Genomic DNA, 16,689 nt, shown 5'->3' with positions numbered 1-16,689 from the left:
TCACCCCGCCGCGTGCCGCCACGAGGCCGAATAGGCCCCGGTGACATGGTGTTCCAGCTGCCGTTCGATGTCGCCCAGGAGCGACGAGGCGCCAAAGCGGAAGAGGTCGGGACGCAGCCAGCGGTCGCCCAGTTCCTCCTTGACCAATGCCAGATAGGTCACCGCATCCTTGGCCTTTGAGATCCCGCCCGCGGGCTTGTAGCCGACACGATAGCCCGTGGCCTCGTGATAGGCGCGGATCGCCCGCATCATCACCAGGCTGACGGGCAGGGTGGCGTTGACGCTTTCCTTGCCGGTCGAGGTCTTGATGAAATCGGCCCCCGCCATCATGCAGACGAGGCTGGCGCGGGCGACATTCTGCAGCGTGCCCAGTTCGCCGGTCGCAAGGATCGCCTTGACATGCGCCTCGCCACAGGCGGCGCGGAAGGTGCGCATCTCGTCATAGAGCCCCTGCCAGTCGCCGGTCAGGACCTTGCGGCGCGAGATGACGATGTCGATCTCCTGCGCCCCGGCCTGCACGCTTTCCTCGATCTCGGCCACGCGCAGGCGAAAGGGCGACAGCCCCGCCGGAAAGCCGGTCGACACGGCGGCCACGGGGATGCCGGAGCCCTGCAGGGCCGCCAGCGCCGGGGCGATCATGTCGTGGTAGACACAGACCGCGCCCACGGTCAGCCCCTCCAGCCCCAAAGCCTCTAGCAAATCGGCGCGCACCGGATGGCGGGCCTTGGCACAAAGCCGGGCGACACGGCCCGGCGTGTCATCCCCCGCCAGCGTCGTCAGGTCGATGCAGGAGATTGCGCGGGCCAGCCAGGCGGCCTGGAACTCCTTCTTGACCGAGCGGCGGCCCGGCAGGGTGGCCGCGCGCCGTTCGATGGCCGAACGGTTGGCGCGGGCGGCGCGGACCCAATCCATGTCCAGCAACATGCCGGGGTTTCGCGCATCCTGAAGCTGCGGCAGTTGCGCGGTCTTGTCGCCTTTGGCGGTGACGGGTGTCATGCGCCCTCCAAACTGGTTCGCGGTCAGCCTGCCCCCGGCGGCAGGGGTTTTCAAGCGGAACGCTGAGGCAGGCCCGCTGCGGCCAGCGCCTCCTGCAATCCCGGGTCCGGCACGGTGTCGCCGCGCACCTGCGTGCGTTTCAGCGATTTCCAGCCGTTGGTGATGTTCCGGCAGTGATAGAACCAAGCGTTGTCCAGCTGGAAGCGCCGGGCAAAGGGCAGCCGTTCCAGTTCATGCGCGCGCCATTGATAGCCACGCAGGGGGCCGCCGGGCACCACGCACCATTTCGGCGGGCATGTCTTGACCGGCTCGTCGCGGTGGCTGTGCCGGGCGTGCCAGGACCAGCCCTCTGCCTCCGGCGCGGGATGCACCCAGCGCCCCGGAAAGTGGACAAACCCCGCGCGGCTTTGCACGGCGGCATCGAAGACCGTCCGGCCCGGCGTCATCACCAGTTCGTCCACGTCGCAATTCAGGACTGCGCGCGCGCCCTGCAGGAACCGGAATTGCAGCGCATTCAGGACGCCAGTCTGCAGGAACAGTTCCGCGTTGATGAAAGGCGGCAACCCGCGCGGCCCGTAACGCAGGGACGTCGACAGGATGATGATCTGGGCAAAGCCCGCCCGTTCCAGCGCCGGACGGATCTGGTCGACGCCCCAGGTTTCCGATCCATTGTCCACGAAAAGCACAGCGTCTGCGCCGTGATGCGCGATGTGGAACCGCGCCCAATCCTCGATCCAGTCCGGGTGGTTGTCCCTGGACAGGGTCATCAGCACGTTGCGCCCGTCCAGCGTGCTGTCGGGGCCATTGACGGGCGTTTCGCCGCGCCAGTCGCCGATCTCGACTGCGACACGCTCCGGCTGGGCGCTGGCGGGCAGGCGGATCAGGGTATGGCGGTAATAGCGTTTGAAGCGCGGGCGCACCTCGGTGCTGTCCAGGGTGAACCGGGCCCGCGCCACCATGCGGTCCAGGTTGTTGAGCCGCGGGCAGATCAGGACAACCGCGCCATCGTGCCAGACCGCGTCCAGCCACAGCGTCGTCGCGTCGAAGCGTTCGAGGTAGTCCTCGGCCCGTTTCGCGGCCCGCACGCGCGGGAGGCGGGACAGGCCGCTGCCGTCGAGGCTGAGGGTGGCGAAATCGCTCATCGGGTCTTCCAGTGCTGCGCCTCTTTGCGCTAGCGCAGCGGCGGCATGGGGTAAAGCGGTCTTCGCGCGGCGGCCATGACGTGACGTTGATCGTGACAGCGTCAGGTGCATCATGTGAGGTGGCCGCGAGGACCCCGGGAGGACATGATGACAGATTATCCGCACCTGCTGCGCCCGCTCGATCTTGGTTTCACCACGCTGAAGAACCGCGTGCTGATGGGGTCGATGCACACCAACCTCGAAGAGCGGGGCGACTGGAACCGGGTCGCGGAATTCTATGCCACGCGGGCGCGCGGCGGGGTCGGCCTGATGGTGACGGGGGGAATGGCGCCCAACCGCGAGGGCGGGGTTTTTCCGGGCGCGGCGGGCCTTTTCACGCCTGAGGACATCGCCAACCACCGCATGATCACCGACCGTGTGCACGCGGCGGACGGCAAGATTGCCATGCAGATCCTGCATGCGGGGCGCTATGCCTACGGCCCCGACTGCGTCGCGCCTTCGCCGGTGAAATCGCCGATCTCTCCCTTCCCGCCGCATGAGCTGGACGAGGCGGGCATCGAGAAACAGATCGCGGACATCGCGACATCCGCCGCCCGCGCCCGCGAGGCGGGCTATGACGGGGTCGAGATCATGGGGTCCGAGGGGTATTTCCTCAACCAGTTCCTTGTCACCCATACCAACAAGCGCACCGATGGCTGGGGCGGCAGCTATGAGAACCGGATGCGCCTGCCCATCGAGGTGGTGCGCCGGGTGCGCGCGGCGGTGGGCGAGGATTTCATTCTCATCTTCCGTCTTTCGATGATCGACCTGATCCCCAATGGCTCGACCCATGACGAGGTCGTGCAACTGGCGCAGGCGGTCGAGGCGGCGGGCGCCAATATCATCAACACCGGCATCGGCTGGCACGAGGCGCGGGTGCCCACCATCGCCACCAGCGTGCCGCGCCGGGCCTTTGCCTGGGTGACGCAGAAACTCATGGGCAAGGTCGGGGTGCCGCTGATCACCTCGAACCGGATCAACACGCCCGAGGTGGCGGAACAAGTGCTGGCCGAGGGCTGCGCCGACATGGTCAGCCTCGCGCGGCCCTTCCTCGCCGATCCTGATTTCGTGGCCAAGGCGGCAGGGGGGAAATCCCACCTCATCGCCCCCTGTATCGCCTGCAACCAGGCCTGCCTTGACCATACCTTCGCCGGCAAGGTCTCGACCTGCCTCGTGAACCCGAAGGCGGCGTTTGAAACGGAGCTGGTGGTTGAACCGGCCGAGGCACCGCGTCATGTCGCGGTCGTGGGGGCCGGTCCTGCCGGCCTGTCTGCTGCGATCACGGCGGCGGAGCGCGGGCACAAGGTGGTTCTGTTCGACAAGGCGGAGACCCTGGGCGGACAGCTGAACATGGCCCGCAAGATCCCCGGCAAGGAGGAGTTCGACGGCCTGGTCGACTGGTTCTCTGCCATGACCTCGGCCACGGGCGTCGAAGTGCGCCTTGGCACAGAGGCAACAGTCGACACCCTGGCAGGTTTTGACGCCGTGATCGTGGCCACCGGCGTCCTGCCGCGCGATCCGCAGATCCCGGGGCAGGACCATCCGTCGGTCAGGGGTTATGTCGACGTGCTGCGCGATGGTGCAGAGGTCGGCAAGCGGGTGGCGATCATCGGCGCGGGCGGGATCGGTTTCGACGTGGCTGAATTCCTCGTGACCGGGGACAGCCCGACAGAAAGCCTGCCCGACTGGATGCGCGAATGGGGCGTGACGGACCCGGCCGAGGCGCGGTCGGGCCTGGCTCCCGAAGGGCCGCAGCCCGATGCTGCCGAACGCGAGGTCGTGCTGTTGCAGCGCAAGCCGGAACGCCCGGGCAAGCGTCTTGGCAAGACAACCGGCTGGATTCACCGGGCCGCGCTGAAGATGAAGGGCGTCGAGATGCGCAGCGGGGTGAACTATGAGCGCATCGACGACGCGGGCCTGCATGTCAGCTATGGCGAGGCGCGCGAACGGCCCGAGGTGATCGCCTGCGATACCATCGTGCTTTGTGCCGGGCAGGTCAGCGAACGGACGCTGGCCGATGCGCTGGAGGCGAAGGGCATCGAGACCCATGTGATCGGTGGCGCAGACGTGGCCGCCGAACTGGATGCCAAGCGCGCCATCGACCAGGGCACGCGGCTGGCTGCCGCACTCTGACGGCAGGGGTCTTCTTGGAACATGCGCCGGTTGCAGGCGTTCCTCCTGTAACCGAAACGCAAGCAAGGAGGTTTGTCATGGCCGATATCGGCAACGCAAAGATCCTCATCATCACCACGTACGGCTTTGAACAGTCAGAGCTCGAAGTTCCCCGCGACCAGCTGCGCGCCAAGGGCGCGACGGTCCATGTCGCCACGCTCGACGGCGAGGCCGCGACAGGATGGCAAGGCAGCGACTGGGGGCGCCCGACGGGCGCCGACCTGCGCATCGCCGATGCCGACGCCACGCAATACGATGCGCTGGTGATCCCCGGCGGGCAGATCAACCCGGATCTGCTGCGCGTCGAGGCGCCTGTGACGGCGCTGGTGCGGGCCTTTGCCAAGCAGGGCAAGGTGATCGCCGCGATCTGTCACGCGCCTTGGGTGCTGATCGAGGCCGATATCGTGGCAGGCCGTGAAATGACGGCCTACCCCTCGATCCGGACCGACCTGAAGAACGCGGGTGCGCGGGTCATGGATGAACCGGTGATCACGGACAGCGGCATCGTCACCAGCCGCAATCCGGGGGACCTCGACGCTTTTGTCGCCAAGATCGTGGAAGAGGTCGAAGAGGGCCATCATAGCCGCAAGGCGGCCTGATGCGGATCTTTTGACCGGACCCTGAAAAAGGGCGCGTCGCAGTCGCGGCGCGCCCTTCGTCCGTCCGGGGATTGGCTACTCCACCGTGATGGTGATCTGGTCCGAGACGACCGGCGGGTCGTGCGGGATATGGTTCATGTCCCCCAGCACCAGCTGCAGCGTATGCGTGCCCGGGTCCAGCCCCAGCATGACCTCGGTCTGGCCACCGCCGAAGTGGCGGTGGTTGTCGTCGCCGGGGATGCCGTAGTCCTTGAACTCTGCGTCCTCGGCCCCTTCGCCAAAGGGGGCGCGGTCGATCAGGATGTGATGGTGGCCGGTGTTGTCCTTGTCGATCCCGGCGGGGGCCACGCCCATGCCGGAGAGGCCGAACCGGACCGTGACGGGGCTTTGCACCGTGTCGCCGTCGGCGATGTTGATGAAATAGACCTTGGCGCCCTCTGGCGCGGGCACACCGTCGGCCATGAGGGCCAAGGGTGCCACCGCCAGGGCGGCGGCGCAGAGCATTGAACGAAACATGGGGTGGATCCTCCCTGAAAATCAGTTCTGTCGAAGTTGCCTTCAGGGGCTCAGGCTACACTTTTGCGCGATTCCGGTCAGGCTTTTTGTGTTTCCCCGTCGCAGACAGCGCAACGCAATACCCCTCAATTGTCCCCTCCTTGCCCAAGTTGCGCCCCAGTTCAAAAGCATTGCTTGCAGAACGAAAGACCTTGGAATGGAGACCTGAATGGACCGTCTGACCGAAATGGAGGCCTTTGCCACTGTCGTGGACCAGGGCGGTTTCACCGATGCGGCCAAGAAGATGGGCATCTCCAAGTCTGCCGTGTCAAAACATGTGTCCAGCCTGGAGGCGCGGCTTGGCGCGCGCCTTTTGAACCGCACGACGCGCCGGGTCTCGCCCACCGAGATCGGCCTGGCCTACTACGACCGCGCGCGCCGGGTGTTGAACGATGCCGGAGAAGCGGATGCGCTGGTCACCTCCATGCAATCCGCGCCCTCTGGGTTGCTGCGGATTTCCGTGGCGACGGATTTCGGGGTCAATCACCTTAGTCCAGTGCTGGGCGAATTCCTGGCCGAGTTTCCCGACATCACCGTCAACATGGTCCTGAACAACCGCTACGTCGAGCTGATCTCGGAAGGCTTCGACATGGCGGTCCGGATCGGCGAGCTGGAGGATTCGACGCTGCGTGCGCGCAAGTTGACCGACACCACAAAGCGCATGATCGCCTCGCCGTCTTATTTCCAGAAGTTCGGCCGCCCGCAGCGGATCGACGACCTGAACGAACACAAGCTGTTGCACTATTCCAACCAGTCCTCCGGCAATGTCTGGAAGCTGACCGCGCCCTCGGGCGAAAAGCGCCAGGTGCGCACGGCCGGATGGCTGACGGTCAACGATGGCCAGTCTCTGCTGAACGCCTGCATCGCGGGCCTGGGCATCGCCTACCTGCCCTCCTACCTCTATCACGAAGCGATGGAGGCCGGTCTGGTCGAGGACGCGATCCCCGATCTGCCGGTGGAAACGCAGGGCATCTACGCGGTTTATCCTCCGGGTCGGTTTACCCAGCCCAAGGTCCGCGCCTTCATCGACTTCCTGGTACATGCCTTTGCCGAAAAGGGACCACAGGCCTGGTAGGCCCGCGCGTCACTCCGTCGAGATCAGGACCGCCTCGACCCGGCGGTTTGCCTCGCGCCCCTCAGGCGTGAGGTTCGACGCGACCGGGGCCAGGTATCCAACCCCCTCCGCACCGATCTGCGCCGCCCGCGTGCCGTGCCGGTCGCGCAGGTAGCTCATCGCCGCCTCGGCCCTGCGCAACGACACCCGCCTGTTCGCCTCCAGCGACCCCGTCGCATCCGTGTGCCCGACGAACAGGATCTGCCGAGACGGGTTCGCCGCCAGGTAGGTGGCGATGGCATCCAGCGAGGCGATGCGCCCCTCTCCCAGCGCGGTGGACCCCGAGCGGAACAGCAGGTCCCGCAGGATCACGTGGCCGCTGCTCTCCAGCGATTGAATGATGTCATCGCGCGGCCGCGCGGGCACGACTGGCACCGGGTCCACCGGTGCGCTGGGCCGGATTTCTCCGACGCTGCCGCCGGCGCGGATGATCTGGATGTACCCGGCGCGCGCATCGCGGCTGGTCAGGATCGAGACCGCGCCTTCCTTGTCCGAAATCGCGGAAATGAAATGATAGTCGCTCAGGTCCACGAACATTTCCGGCGCCGGCAGAACCAGCGTGGCAAAACGGAAGTCGAAGCCGCCACAGGCCCGCGCCCGGCAGTCCAGCAGGATTTCAAAGCCTTCCTCGATCAGGCTGTCACGCAGCGGCTTTGCCAGTTGAAAGGGCGTCTCGTCACTGTCGGGCAGATGCCAGGCCGCGACCTCGATCCGGCCTTCGACCCGTTCGACCGGCAGGTAGCCGTTTTTCCACGGACCGGTCGGCATTGAATAGGCCCCGGGCGACTGGACGGTGCCGAAACTCTGTTGCGCACCGCGCGGCAAGGTCAGTTCGACCGCCGCCGCACTGCCCGCCACCAGCACCAGGCCCAGTGCCAGCGCCTTAGCGCGCCTGCGCGTGGTACTCGTCATTCGGACGCATATCGGTGGCGCTGGCAACCCGGTTGGTCATGTTGAAGAACCCCGCCACGTTGGCGATGTCCCAGATGTCGCGTTCCGAGAAACCGGCATCGCGCAGGGCCTCGCGATCCCATTCGGCGATCTCGGCGCTGGCCTTGGTCATCTTCTCGGCAAACCCCAGCATGGCGCGCTGGCGGTGGTTCAGGTCCGCCACTCGCCAGTTCATCACCAGCATCTCGCCCAGCTTGGGGTCGCCCGACAGCTCTCGCACGGCGGCGCCATGCGCGGTCAGGCAGTAAAAGCACTTGTTCACCGAGGAGACGACAACCGCGATCATCTCGCGTTCCAGCTTGGTCAGCCCGCTGTCCGCCAGCATCAGGTCATTGTACATGGCGGTAAAGACGTTGAGCTTGTCGATGTCGAAGGCATAGGCCTTGAGGACATTGGGCACGAGGCCCAGCTTGTCCTGACAGACATCGAAATATTTCTGCGTGGCCTCCGGCAGGGGGTCGACCATAGGCAGGTTGAGCGCGGTGGGCAGGGCGTCGGTCACATTTCCTCGCAGTCGCCGTTCAGGATGCGGTAATGGTAGTGCCCCACGACCTCCATCTTCAAGGCTGCATAAAGCGCATTGGCGCCGGTGTTTTCCTCGGTCGCGGCCACGGCGATGCGGGTCGCCCCGTTCCGTGCCGCCCAAAGCGCGGCACAGCGCATCATCCAGCCGCCCAGCCCCTTCTGCCGGTGCTCGGGCGCGATTTCCAAGGCGTGGACCATCGCGGTGCGGTCATGGATCGCGCAAAACCCGGCGCCAGCGGGTTTGTCCGACACGCGGCCGAACAACCCGGTCTTGGGCAGGGGCGCGCGGTCCATCACCCGCTGGCGTTCGGCGCCGATGCCGCCCGCCTCCCAGATCTCGCGCATGATGGCCAGCGGCTCCCAGATCGCAAAGGCGGTGACGCGCGGCAACCTGAGGTCGGTCAAAAGCTCGATCGGCGCCGACCACAGCTGCACCGGGTCGATCTTCTCATAGCCTCGCGCCGCCAGAGCCGTGTCCAGTGCGGCGTCTTCGGGGCGGACCATGAACAGCGGGGCCTGTCCCATGAGGCGCATGGCGTCCTCTGCCGCCGAAAGGTCATCGCCATCCCATGATCCATGCGCGGTCGCGGCGGATACGCGCTTGCCGCCGCCACGCCCTTCGCGCAACAGCCACGGCCCGGCCTCGACCCGCGATGCCGCGGGCCAGGTGGCATCAAGTGCCTCGAAGTAATCGGAAAGGTCGTCGGTCATTGCGGCGGCCCGAAATTGAGGTTTATCCCGTTATGGCCGCTGCCGGTTGGGCTGTCCATGCGGCGTGCGCGCCTTTCGTGCGGCACCTAGTGGGCGACCGCCTCGGGGAACAGCGCGCTCAGCTCGGACATGGCGGCGTCGATCCGCCCGCCATCGGGGCCCCGGATCACCACGTTGGCGCCGTAGACGCCGTTGCGCTGGTAGGGGTAGGACCCGATGGAGAGGTCCGTGAACCGCTCCGCCAGGGCGCTCAGCGGCCCGGCGATGTCGCCTTCGCCACGTTCGATCCGAAGGGTCTGGGACAACAGGGGCTGTCCGCCGGTCATCTTGGGCAGCACGCTGGACACCATCGCCTGGAACACCGCCGGCACGCCCGCCATGACATGCACGTTGCCCAGCGTGAACCCCGGCGCCGCCGAAACCGGGTTTTCGATCAGGGTGGCGCCATCGGGAATGCGCGCCATGCGCAACCGCGCTTCGTTCAGCTCCGATCCCTGCCGGTCGTAATGTTCCTGCAGGATCGCACGCGCATCGTCGCGGACGCTGATCGCCACGCCGAATGCCTCGGCCACGCAGGGTGCGGTGATGTCGTCGTGGGTCGGGCCGATCCCGCCCGAGGTCACGACATGGTCATACCCCTGCCGCAGCGCGTTCAGCGCCGCCACGATCGCGTCGCGGTCGTCAGACACGATGCGGACCTCTTTCAGGTCGATGCCGTGCTTGGCGAATTCCTGTGCCAGGTGATGCATGTTGGCATCGCGGGTGCGCCCCGACAGGATCTCGTCCCCGATGACCAGCATGGCGGCGGTGGGATTGGGCATGGGCAAGCTCCTTGGCGCGGTGTTTTCCAGAGGGTATAGGCGGCAGCCATGCGCTTTCAAACCCCCCTGGTCCCCGCGACCCTGATCCGCCGATACAAACGCTTTCTCGCCGACTGCCTGCTGGAGGACGGGCGAGAGGTAACGGCCCATGTCGCCAACCCCGGCAGCATGCTGGGACTGAAGGACGAGGGCCAGCGCATCTGGCTGGAACCCAATGACGATCCGAAAAAGAAACTGAAATGGGCCTGGCGCCTGGTGGAACACGCCGGCGGCCATTTCACCGGCGTCGACACCGGCGTGCCCAACCGTGTGCTGAAGACCGCCCTGATGGCGGGCGAGGTCGCCGGGCTGGACGCATACGAGCTGGTCCGCCCAGAGGTGAAATACGGCGAGAACAGCCGTATCGACTTTCTGCTGAGCGGCGCGGGCCGCCCCGATTGCTATGTCGAGGTGAAATCCGTGACGCTCTCGCGCACGCCCGGCCTTGCCGAGTTTCCCGACAGCGTCACGGCGCGCGGTACGAAACACCTTGGTGAACTGGCGGCGATGGTGGGGCAGGGGCACCGCGCGGTGATGCTTTATCTCGTCCAGCGCACGGATTGCACCCGGGTCACCCTGGCGGCGGATATCGACCCGGACTATGCGGCGGCCTTTGCCGGCGCGCGGGAGGCGGGTATCGAGGTGTTGGCGCTGGGCTGCCATATCTCGCCAGAGGGGGTCACGCTCGGCGCGCCAATGCCCTTTTCGACCCCGGCCGTTTCTTTGGGCTGAAAAATACCTCCGGGGGTATGGGGGCAGAGCCCCCACCCGAAAAAGAAGAACGGGGGCGCAGGCCCCCGTCCAAAATTCAGATCCGGATCGCCCGCAACGGGCGCCGATCCTCAGACCTTGAGGTTCGGGATGATCTGTTTCTTGCGGCTCATGATGCCGGGCAGGACAACGCTGTCACCCGCGACGCTGGCGCCAAAGCTCTTTTCGGCCACGCCTTTCACGCGGTCGTTGGGGACCAGCAGGGTGGCTTCTTCCTTGAGGATATCCACGACGAAGAGCAGGACGTCATCGACACCGTCTTCGGCGCAGACACTCTTCATGGTCTCCATCAGGCTGGCCTTGCGGTCCAGCGGGATCTCGGGCGCGGTGGTTTCCAGCACCGAGACGCGGAATTTCACGCCGTCGACCTCGTATTCCTTGCTGTCCATGCGGATCAGCTCGGCATCGGAAAAGGCCGAGACGTCGGACTTGGCGGCGAACATCTGTGCCGCATAATCCGAGACATCGATGCCCAGGTCGGCGGCCAGCTTCTCGGCCACGGCGCGGTCATGGTCGGTGGTGGTGGGCGAGCGGAATTCCATCGTGTCCGAGAGGATGCAGGTCAGCGCCGCGCCCTTGATCTCTTTCGGCATCTTGGCGGCGTCGTCGCCCATCAGGTCGACCATGATGGTGGCGGTGCAGGCCAGCGGGCGCACGGTGATGTCGATCGGGCCCTTGGTTTCCAGGCCGCCGACCAGCTTGTGGTGGTCGATGATGGCGCGGATGTCGGCCGAGTTGACCGAGGCGGGCAGTTCCGCGGGGTTGTTGGTGTCGACGATGACCACCGACGCATCGGCCGCGACGTCCGAGATGATCTCGGGCTTGTCGAGGTTCCAGTGGGTCAACATGAAGGCGGCCTCGGTGTTGGGCTCGCCCAAGAGGACCGGCTTGGCGGCCTCGCCTTTGACTTCGTTGAGATACCAGGCCCAGATGATCGGGCTGCCGGTGCTGTCGGTGTCGGGGGACTTGTGGCCGAAAACCTGCGTGGTCATGGGAATCCTCATTCGATGGACGCGTCGATTTTGCGGGCCTCATAGCCCCGCCATGGCGCCTTGTCACCCCGTCGCAGGCGGGGTGCGACCTTGGGGCCATCGTTATTTCGAGGCGGCGGGACAGTCCAATGTCAGCAGTCGGTCATCTTCAAAACGTGCGATCACACCGGTGTCGTGAGAGACCTTGTCCCAATGCCAAGTGTATCGAGCGCCCGAAGCGGACATGTGATCCCCCAGCCATGCATGGACCCGACCAATGTCGTCGCCGATGCGCAACTTGTGGCACTGCGCGGCGGGATAGGAACGGACCCCACAAGTCCCCCGCGCGTAGCAGGCTTTGGTGATACAAACCTCTCTGACGGGTGACCAGGGACCGTCCTTTACCCAGGAACAATAGGATTTCTGAATCCTGCCGTGGCTGAATCCGTAGTCCAAAGCAACAAGTACAAGGCCAATGAAGCCGATGCCGACGACGACACCTGTCGCTGGCTTGGTGTGTCTCATCGCGGCAGCGGTGTTGCCGCCTTGTTGTAGGGCCGCCAATCCTCGATCTCGGGGTAGAACTGTCGCCGCCAGGCGCGCACCCGCGGGTTCATGATCCGCCGCCAGAGCGGCGGGATCATCGCCGCGATGGCCATGACCGGATAGCCGTAGGGCAGTTGCGGTGCCTCGTCCTTTGGGTAGGTCTGCAGCAGGGGAAAGCGCCGGTCGGGCTTGTAGTGATGATCGGAGTGGCGCTGCAGGTTGATCATCAGCCAGTTCGTCGCCCGGTGTTCCGCGTTCCAGGAGTGGCGCGGCAGGACATGTTCGTATCTGCCCTCGCCCAGGTGTTTGCGGGTCAGGCCGTAGTGTTCGACGTAATTGACGACTTCCAGCTGCCAGATGGCCACGCCCGCCTGCACCAGGAAGAGGACCAGCCCGGTCCAGCCGCCCAGACCCAGCGCCAGCGCCAGCATCGCGCCCTGAAGTGCCCAGTAGCGCCAGAAGGGGTTGGAGCGGTGATGCCAGGGCAATTTCCTGCGCGCCAGCATGGCTGTCTCGGCCCGGAAGGAGGACAGCAGGCTTTGCCGCAGGACGCGCGGATAGAAGCGGTGAAACCCCTCGTTGTAGCGCGCCGTCACCGGGTCGCGCGGCGTGCCGACGTAGCGGTGGTGCACCAGCAGGTGTTCCGAACGGAAATGCGAATAAAGCACCATCGCCAGCAGGATATCCCCCAGCCAGCGTTCCAGGCGGTTGCGCTGATGCAGCAGTTCATGTGCATAGACGATGCCCACCGTGCCCGTCATCACGCCGGTGCCGAACATCACGCCGAATTTCTCCAGCCCGTTCAGGTGAGTGGCCCTGCTGACATAGGCCACGAGGCCGAAAAGCGTCAGCGCCTGCAGCGGCACCCAGACCTGGGTCAGCAGCCGATACCAGAACAGCTGGTCCTCGGTGGTGTCCAGGTCGGCGTTTTCCGTGTTCAGGCCCACGGCGATGTCGATTGCGGAAAAGAGATACCACGCACAAAGCGGCGTCAGCGCGATCCACCAGCCGCCCAGTACGGCGCCGGTCCAGACCAGCGGGATCAGGATGAAGGACAGGCAAAAGGGCAGCGCTGCGGAGAATTTCGCGACCTGGGCGGCGGGGATCATGTCACTGCTCCGGTTTCTCTCACCGACTATGCCCGAATTGCCATGCGCGGGCGCTCACTGTCCTTGCGCAAGGTCAAAGGCCTTGCGCATCACCGTTGGCAGATCGGCAGGGCTAAAATCGGGCAATTCGATGAATTCTCCGCGAAGCGGTCGGCGATCCAGCGGCACCAGGGCGGTCTTTACCGTCAGGCGCAGGTGGAAATGGGTGAAGGTGTGGCGCGCCTCGGCGTTCAGGGTCTTCCATTCGGCGCGGATCGGCGGATTGTCCTGCGGGGCCTCTTCGCCCCAGTCCGAGCCGGGCCAGCCCAGCATCCCGCCCAGCAAGCCCTTGTCCGGGCGGCGTTCCAGCAGCCAGGCGCCGTCGATCCGGCGCGCCAGGTAGGCGATGCCCAGGCGGGTGGGCTTGCGTTTCTTGGGCGCCTTCCTGGGCAGTTCGGCGGCGGTCCCCTCCGCCCAGGCGGCGCAGGACTTGCGCCAGGGGCACAGCCCGCAGGCCGGTCGTTTGGGGGTGCAGATCGTGGCGCCAAGGTCCATGACCCCCTGAGCGTAGCATCCCGGGCGGTCCCGCGGGGTGAGCCGGGCAGCGTGATCGGTCAGGATTGGTTTGGCGGCGGGCAGGGGCGTGTGCTCGTCGAAGAGCCGGGCCATGACACGTTCCACGTTGCCGTCGACCACGGTCTGCGGATCGTCAAAGGCAATCGCCGCGATGGCGGCGGCGGTATAGGGGCCGACACCGGGCAGGGTCAGCAGCGTGGCATGATCGTCGGGAAAGATGCCGTCGTGCACATCCGTCACCACCCTGGCGCATTTCAGCAGGTTGCGGGCCCGGGCGTAATAGCCCAGCCCGGCCCAGGCGGCCATGACATCCGCATCCTGGGCCGCCGCCAGCGCCTGCACCGTCGGCCAGCGCGCGGTGAAGGCGTGGAAATAGTCGCGTACGGCGGCCACGGTCGTCTGTTGCAGCATGATCTCGGACAGCCAGACCCGGTAGGGGTCGGGACGCTCGCCGCGCAGGCGGGCGGCGGGGCCGACGCGCCAGGGCAGGGCGCGCGCATGGCGGTCGTACCAGTCAAGCAGCGCCTGTGGGTCGGGTCGGGGCATGGGCTCATCACGCAAGGGTGAAACTCCGTGTGGGAAGGGGGCTGGCGCCGCCCTGCCGTGCCACTAGAATAGCGCGCGGTAAAGGGAGTCAAACGTGGCCGGACGCAAGACCACCACATACGGGTTTTCAAGCGCCTCCAAGCTTTTGCAGGGGCGCATCCGCCAGGCGGCGGAAGGGCGGGGATTCGCCCAGACCCGCGTGCTGACCCACTGGGAGGAGATTGCCGGCGCCGATCTGGCCGGAATCGCCCGCCCGGTGGAAGTCAGCTATTCCAAGGGCGGCTTCGGCGGCACGCTGACCCTGCTGACCACCGGAGCACGCGCCCCGATGGTCGAGATGCGCAAGGAGGAAATCCGCGCGCGGATCAACGCGGTCTATGGATACAACGCCATTTCGAGGGTGCGGGTGACGCAGACCGCGGCCACCGGCTTTGCCGAAGGGCAGGTCGATTTCCAGTACCGCAAGAAGGACAGCGCGGGCGCGATGCCCTCACCCGAGGTGCAGGCCCGGGCCCGCGCAGAGGCCGAACAGGTGGGCGACGCGGATTTGCGCGCGGCGCTTGAACGTCTGGCGGCAAACGTCATATCGAGGACGGGCCGGGACTGACCTGGCCCCAGGACCGACAGGAAAGAGGCTTACGACATGAAATCCATTCTTCCCGCGGGCGCCGTGGCGCTGGCAATGATCGCCGGTGGTGCGTGGTACATGACCCAGGGGACCGGACAGACCGGGGCTGCCGACGTGCGCCTGCCCGGTGCCGCCCAGGCGCAGTCGCCGGACGTGGACACCTCGACCGTCGTCGAGATGGTCAAGGGCGATGCGGATGCGCCGATCGAGGTGATCGAATACGCCTCCTACACCTGCCCGCATTGTGCGTCGGCCCATGCCAACCTGATCCCCAAGCTGGAAGAGAACTATATCGACACCGGGAAGGTGAAATTCATCTACCGCGAAGTCTACTTCGACAAGGTCGGCGTCTGGGCTTCGCTGATCGCCCGCTGCGGCGGCGAGGAAAAGTTCTTTGGCATCACCGATCTGATCTACAAGGGCCAGCAGGATTGGGCGCGCAAGGGCTCGGAGGCCGCGGTGGTCGACGAGCTGCGCAAGATCGGGCGCCTGGCCGGCATGGAAGGCGACCAGATCGAGGCCTGTCTGAACGATACCGCCCAGATCTCGACCCTGGTGGCCTGGTACCAGAAGAACGCCTCTGAGCATGGCATCAACTCGACGCCCAGCTTCGTGATCGACGGCAAGAAGTACACGAACATGAGCTACGACGAGTTCGCCGAGATCCTGGACGACAAGCTGGGCGAATGACATCGGCACCACGCGGCCCCCTCGAAGGCGTAAGGGTCATCGAACTGGCACGCATCTTGGCCGGCCCCTGGGCCGGCCAGACGCTGGCCGATCTGGGCGCAGAGGTCATCAAGATCGAGGCGCCCCAGGGTGACGACACGCGCAACTGGGGTCCGCCCTTCATCGAGCGTGACGGCGATACCTCGGCGGCCTATTTCCATTCCTGCAACCGAGGCAAGCGGTCCGAGGTGGTCGACCTGACCAGCGCCGAGGGCCAGGCGCGCATGCGCGACCTGGTCGCCGGCGCCGATATCCTGATCGAGAATTTCAAGGTCGGCGGGCTGGCGAAATACGGGATGGACTATGCCAGCCTGAGCGCCGTCAACCCGCGCCTGATCTACTGCTCGATCACCGGGTTCGGGCAGGACGGGCCTTACGCGCATCGTGCGGGCTATGACTACATCATCCAGGGCATGTCCGGTTTCATGTCGATCACCGGCGATCCGGACGGCCAGCCACAGCGCGCGGGCGTTGCGATCACCGACCTGTTCACCGGGCTCTACTCGGTGTCCGGTATCCTCGCCGCCCTGCATCAGCGTGAACGCACCGGCAAGGGCCAGCACGTCGACATGGCGCTGCTGGATTGCGCGGTTGCGGCGATGGCGAACCAGGCGCTGAACTATCTCAGCACAGGTACGCCGCCGGGCCGCACGGGCAACTATCACCCCAACCTGACGCCCTACCAGGTCTTTGACTGCGCGGACGGCCATATCATCATCGCCACCGGCAACGACGCACAGTACCAGCGGCTTTGCCGCCTGCTGGGACTGGAGGAGATGGCCGAGGCACCGGAATTTGCCAGCAATGCCGACCGGGTCGCCAACCGCGAGGCGATGATCGACCGCCTGATGGCGGCCACGCGCCAGCGCACGCGGGACGACCTGCTGGCCGCCTGCGAGGCGCAGGGCGTGCCTGCCGGGCCGATCAACGACATGGCAGAGGTCTTTGCCGATCCGCAGGTCGTGGCACGGGGATTGCAGATCGCGCCCGAGGGCGTACCGGGCGTGCGCGCACCCTTCCGGTTCTCAGACGCGGAGCTGGTGCTGGACCATCCGGCGCCAAAGCTGGGGGATGCGGGCAGCTAACCCGCACCGCCGCAACGGTTGAGCGCGGGGCAGGGGGCTTTGCCCCCTCTGCGCGTGCCGCGCATTCACCCCCAGAGGTATTTGG

The 16,689-nt window shown here is 66.0% G+C and carries 17 protein-coding genes; 7 read left to right on the top strand and 10 right to left on the bottom strand.

Going from position 1 to position 16,689, the window contains the following annotated elements:
- Both deoC and PVW46_RS03295 read right to left on the bottom strand, forming a co-directional pair.
- On the bottom strand, window positions 1-996 hold the full coding sequence (gene deoC / locus PVW46_RS03300) for a deoxyribose-phosphate aldolase (RefSeq protein ID WP_069207944.1): 996 nt from the start codon (window positions 994-996) through the stop codon (window positions 1-3).
- A 50-nt stretch (window positions 997-1,046) separates the two neighbouring features.
- Window positions 1,047-2,138, bottom strand: coding sequence for a hypothetical protein (locus PVW46_RS03295; RefSeq protein ID WP_069207945.1), 1,092 nt, complete (start codon window positions 2,136-2,138; stop codon window positions 1,047-1,049).
- Between the two features lie 147 nt (window positions 2,139-2,285).
- On the opposite strand from PVW46_RS03295, the gene PVW46_RS03290 reads away from it, so the two are divergent.
- Both PVW46_RS03290 and PVW46_RS03285 read left to right on the top strand, forming a co-directional pair.
- A complete protein-coding gene (locus PVW46_RS03290; RefSeq protein ID WP_069208145.1) occupies window positions 2,286-4,310 on the top strand; it encodes an NADPH-dependent 2,4-dienoyl-CoA reductase in 2,025 nt (674 codons plus the stop codon).
- 77 nt (window positions 4,311-4,387) lie between these two features.
- On the top strand, window positions 4,388-4,948 hold the full coding sequence (locus PVW46_RS03285) for a type 1 glutamine amidotransferase domain-containing protein (protein ID WP_069207946.1): 561 nt from the start codon (window positions 4,388-4,390) through the stop codon (window positions 4,946-4,948).
- A gap of 75 nt (window positions 4,949-5,023) precedes the next feature.
- Here PVW46_RS03285 and PVW46_RS03280 read toward each other — a convergent pair whose 3' ends face one another.
- Window positions 5,024-5,464: a DUF4399 domain-containing protein gene (locus PVW46_RS03280; protein WP_069207947.1), complete on the bottom strand. Its 441-nt coding sequence runs from the start codon at window positions 5,462-5,464 to the stop codon at window positions 5,024-5,026.
- A gap of 208 nt (window positions 5,465-5,672) precedes the next feature.
- Between PVW46_RS03280 and PVW46_RS03275 the strand changes: the two genes are divergently transcribed.
- Window positions 5,673-6,578: a LysR family transcriptional regulator gene (locus PVW46_RS03275; protein ID WP_043142413.1), complete on the top strand. Its 906-nt coding sequence runs from the start codon at window positions 5,673-5,675 to the stop codon at window positions 6,576-6,578.
- A gap of 9 nt (window positions 6,579-6,587) precedes the next feature.
- On the opposite strand, the gene PVW46_RS03270 is transcribed toward PVW46_RS03275, so the two are convergent.
- From PVW46_RS03270 to PVW46_RS03255, 4 genes are all read right to left on the bottom strand, one after another.
- On the bottom strand, window positions 6,588-7,529 hold the full coding sequence (locus tag PVW46_RS03270; RefSeq protein WP_069207948.1) for an OmpA family protein: 942 nt from the start codon (window positions 7,527-7,529) through the stop codon (window positions 6,588-6,590).
- Window positions 7,501-8,070, bottom strand: a complete 570-nt coding sequence (locus PVW46_RS03265) for a peroxidase-related enzyme (RefSeq protein WP_069207949.1) — start codon at window positions 8,068-8,070, stop codon at window positions 7,501-7,503. The genes PVW46_RS03270 and PVW46_RS03265 overlap by 29 nt, the downstream gene beginning before the upstream one ends.
- Window positions 8,067-8,804, bottom strand: coding sequence for a GNAT family N-acetyltransferase (locus PVW46_RS03260; RefSeq protein WP_043142406.1), 738 nt, complete (start codon window positions 8,802-8,804; stop codon window positions 8,067-8,069). The genes PVW46_RS03265 and PVW46_RS03260 overlap by 4 nt, the downstream gene beginning before the upstream one ends.
- Before the next feature lie 86 nt (window positions 8,805-8,890).
- The gene (locus tag PVW46_RS03255) at window positions 8,891-9,625 is read right to left on the bottom strand and encodes a competence/damage-inducible protein A (RefSeq protein WP_069207950.1); all 735 of its coding nucleotides are present in this window, start codon (window positions 9,623-9,625) and stop codon (window positions 8,891-8,893) included.
- Window positions 9,626-9,673: 48 nt separating this feature from the next.
- Here PVW46_RS03255 and sfsA point away from each other — a divergent pair, with 48 nt between their 5' ends.
- Window positions 9,674-10,396 (top strand): DNA/RNA nuclease SfsA, encoded by a 723-nt coding sequence (sfsA, locus tag PVW46_RS03250; RefSeq protein WP_069207951.1) that lies wholly within the window; start codon window positions 9,674-9,676, stop codon window positions 10,394-10,396.
- A gap of 110 nt (window positions 10,397-10,506) precedes the next feature.
- Here sfsA and PVW46_RS03245 read toward each other — a convergent pair whose 3' ends face one another.
- From PVW46_RS03245 to mutY, 3 genes are all read right to left on the bottom strand, one after another.
- The gene (locus PVW46_RS03245; protein ID WP_069207952.1) at window positions 10,507-11,427 is read right to left on the bottom strand and encodes a manganese-dependent inorganic pyrophosphatase; all 921 of its coding nucleotides are present in this window, start codon (window positions 11,425-11,427) and stop codon (window positions 10,507-10,509) included.
- 500 nt (window positions 11,428-11,927) lie between these two features.
- Window positions 11,928-13,061: an alkane 1-monooxygenase gene (locus PVW46_RS03240; RefSeq protein ID WP_069207953.1), complete on the bottom strand. Its 1,134-nt coding sequence runs from the start codon at window positions 13,059-13,061 to the stop codon at window positions 11,928-11,930.
- Between the two features lie 54 nt (window positions 13,062-13,115).
- The gene (gene mutY / locus PVW46_RS03235; protein ID WP_069207954.1) at window positions 13,116-14,162 is read right to left on the bottom strand and encodes an A/G-specific adenine glycosylase; all 1,047 of its coding nucleotides are present in this window, start codon (window positions 14,160-14,162) and stop codon (window positions 13,116-13,118) included.
- 94 nt (window positions 14,163-14,256) lie between these two features.
- Here mutY and PVW46_RS03230 point away from each other — a divergent pair, with 94 nt between their 5' ends.
- From PVW46_RS03230 to PVW46_RS03220, 3 genes are read left to right on the top strand one after another with little or no spacing between them, the layout of a single operon-like run.
- Window positions 14,257-14,769 carry a DUF721 domain-containing protein gene (locus PVW46_RS03230; protein ID WP_043142389.1) on the top strand — a complete coding sequence of 171 codons (513 nt, stop codon included), beginning with the start codon at window positions 14,257-14,259 and terminating at the stop codon, window positions 14,767-14,769.
- A 36-nt stretch (window positions 14,770-14,805) separates the two neighbouring features.
- On the top strand, window positions 14,806-15,480 hold the full coding sequence (locus PVW46_RS03225; protein WP_043142386.1) for a DsbA family protein: 675 nt from the start codon (window positions 14,806-14,808) through the stop codon (window positions 15,478-15,480).
- Entirely contained in the window at window positions 15,477-16,604 is a 1,128-nt protein-coding gene (locus PVW46_RS03220; protein WP_043142384.1) for a CaiB/BaiF CoA transferase family protein, read from the top strand. Before PVW46_RS03225 ends, PVW46_RS03220 begins: the two co-directional genes overlap by 4 nt.
- The last annotated feature ends 85 nt before the right edge of the window (window positions 16,605-16,689 follow it).

It is taken from the genome of Mameliella sp. AT18, assembly GCF_028807275.1.
Lineage (GTDB): Bacteria > Pseudomonadota > Alphaproteobacteria > Rhodobacterales > Rhodobacteraceae > Antarctobacter > Antarctobacter albus.
Note: the sequence above shows the minus strand (reverse complement) of the source record. Positions and strands in the feature narration are given on the sequence as shown.

Coding starts and splice junctions, on each gene's coding strand:
- deoC (WP_069207944.1), bottom strand. CDS start 996: ATGACACCCGTCACCGCCAAAGGCGACAAGACCGCGCAACTGCCGCAG.
- PVW46_RS03295 (WP_069207945.1), bottom strand. CDS start 2,138: ATGAGCGATTTCGCCACCCTCAGCCTCGACGGCAGCGGCCTGTCCCGC.
- PVW46_RS03290 (WP_069208145.1), top strand. CDS start 2,286: ATGACAGATTATCCGCACCTGCTGCGCCCGCTCGATCTTGGTTTCACC.
- PVW46_RS03285 (WP_069207946.1), top strand. CDS start 4,388: ATGGCCGATATCGGCAACGCAAAGATCCTCATCATCACCACGTACGGC.
- PVW46_RS03280 (WP_069207947.1), bottom strand. CDS start 5,464: ATGTTTCGTTCAATGCTCTGCGCCGCCGCCCTGGCGGTGGCACCCTTG.
- PVW46_RS03275 (WP_043142413.1), top strand. CDS start 5,673: ATGGACCGTCTGACCGAAATGGAGGCCTTTGCCACTGTCGTGGACCAG.
- PVW46_RS03270 (WP_069207948.1), bottom strand. CDS start 7,529: ATGACGAGTACCACGCGCAGGCGCGCTAAGGCGCTGGCACTGGGCCTG.
- PVW46_RS03260 (WP_043142406.1), bottom strand. CDS start 8,804: ATGACCGACGACCTTTCCGATTACTTCGAGGCACTTGATGCCACCTGG.
- PVW46_RS03255 (WP_069207950.1), bottom strand. CDS start 9,625: ATGCCCAATCCCACCGCCGCCATGCTGGTCATCGGGGACGAGATCCTG.
- sfsA (WP_069207951.1), top strand. CDS start 9,674: ATGCGCTTTCAAACCCCCCTGGTCCCCGCGACCCTGATCCGCCGATAC.
- PVW46_RS03245 (WP_069207952.1), bottom strand. CDS start 11,427: ATGACCACGCAGGTTTTCGGCCACAAGTCCCCCGACACCGACAGCACC.
- PVW46_RS03240 (WP_069207953.1), bottom strand. CDS start 13,061: ATGATCCCCGCCGCCCAGGTCGCGAAATTCTCCGCAGCGCTGCCCTTT.
- mutY (WP_069207954.1), bottom strand. CDS start 14,162: ATGCCCCGACCCGACCCACAGGCGCTGCTTGACTGGTACGACCGCCAT.
- PVW46_RS03225 (WP_043142386.1), top strand. CDS start 14,806: ATGAAATCCATTCTTCCCGCGGGCGCCGTGGCGCTGGCAATGATCGCC.
- PVW46_RS03220 (WP_043142384.1), top strand. CDS start 15,477: ATGACATCGGCACCACGCGGCCCCCTCGAAGGCGTAAGGGTCATCGAA.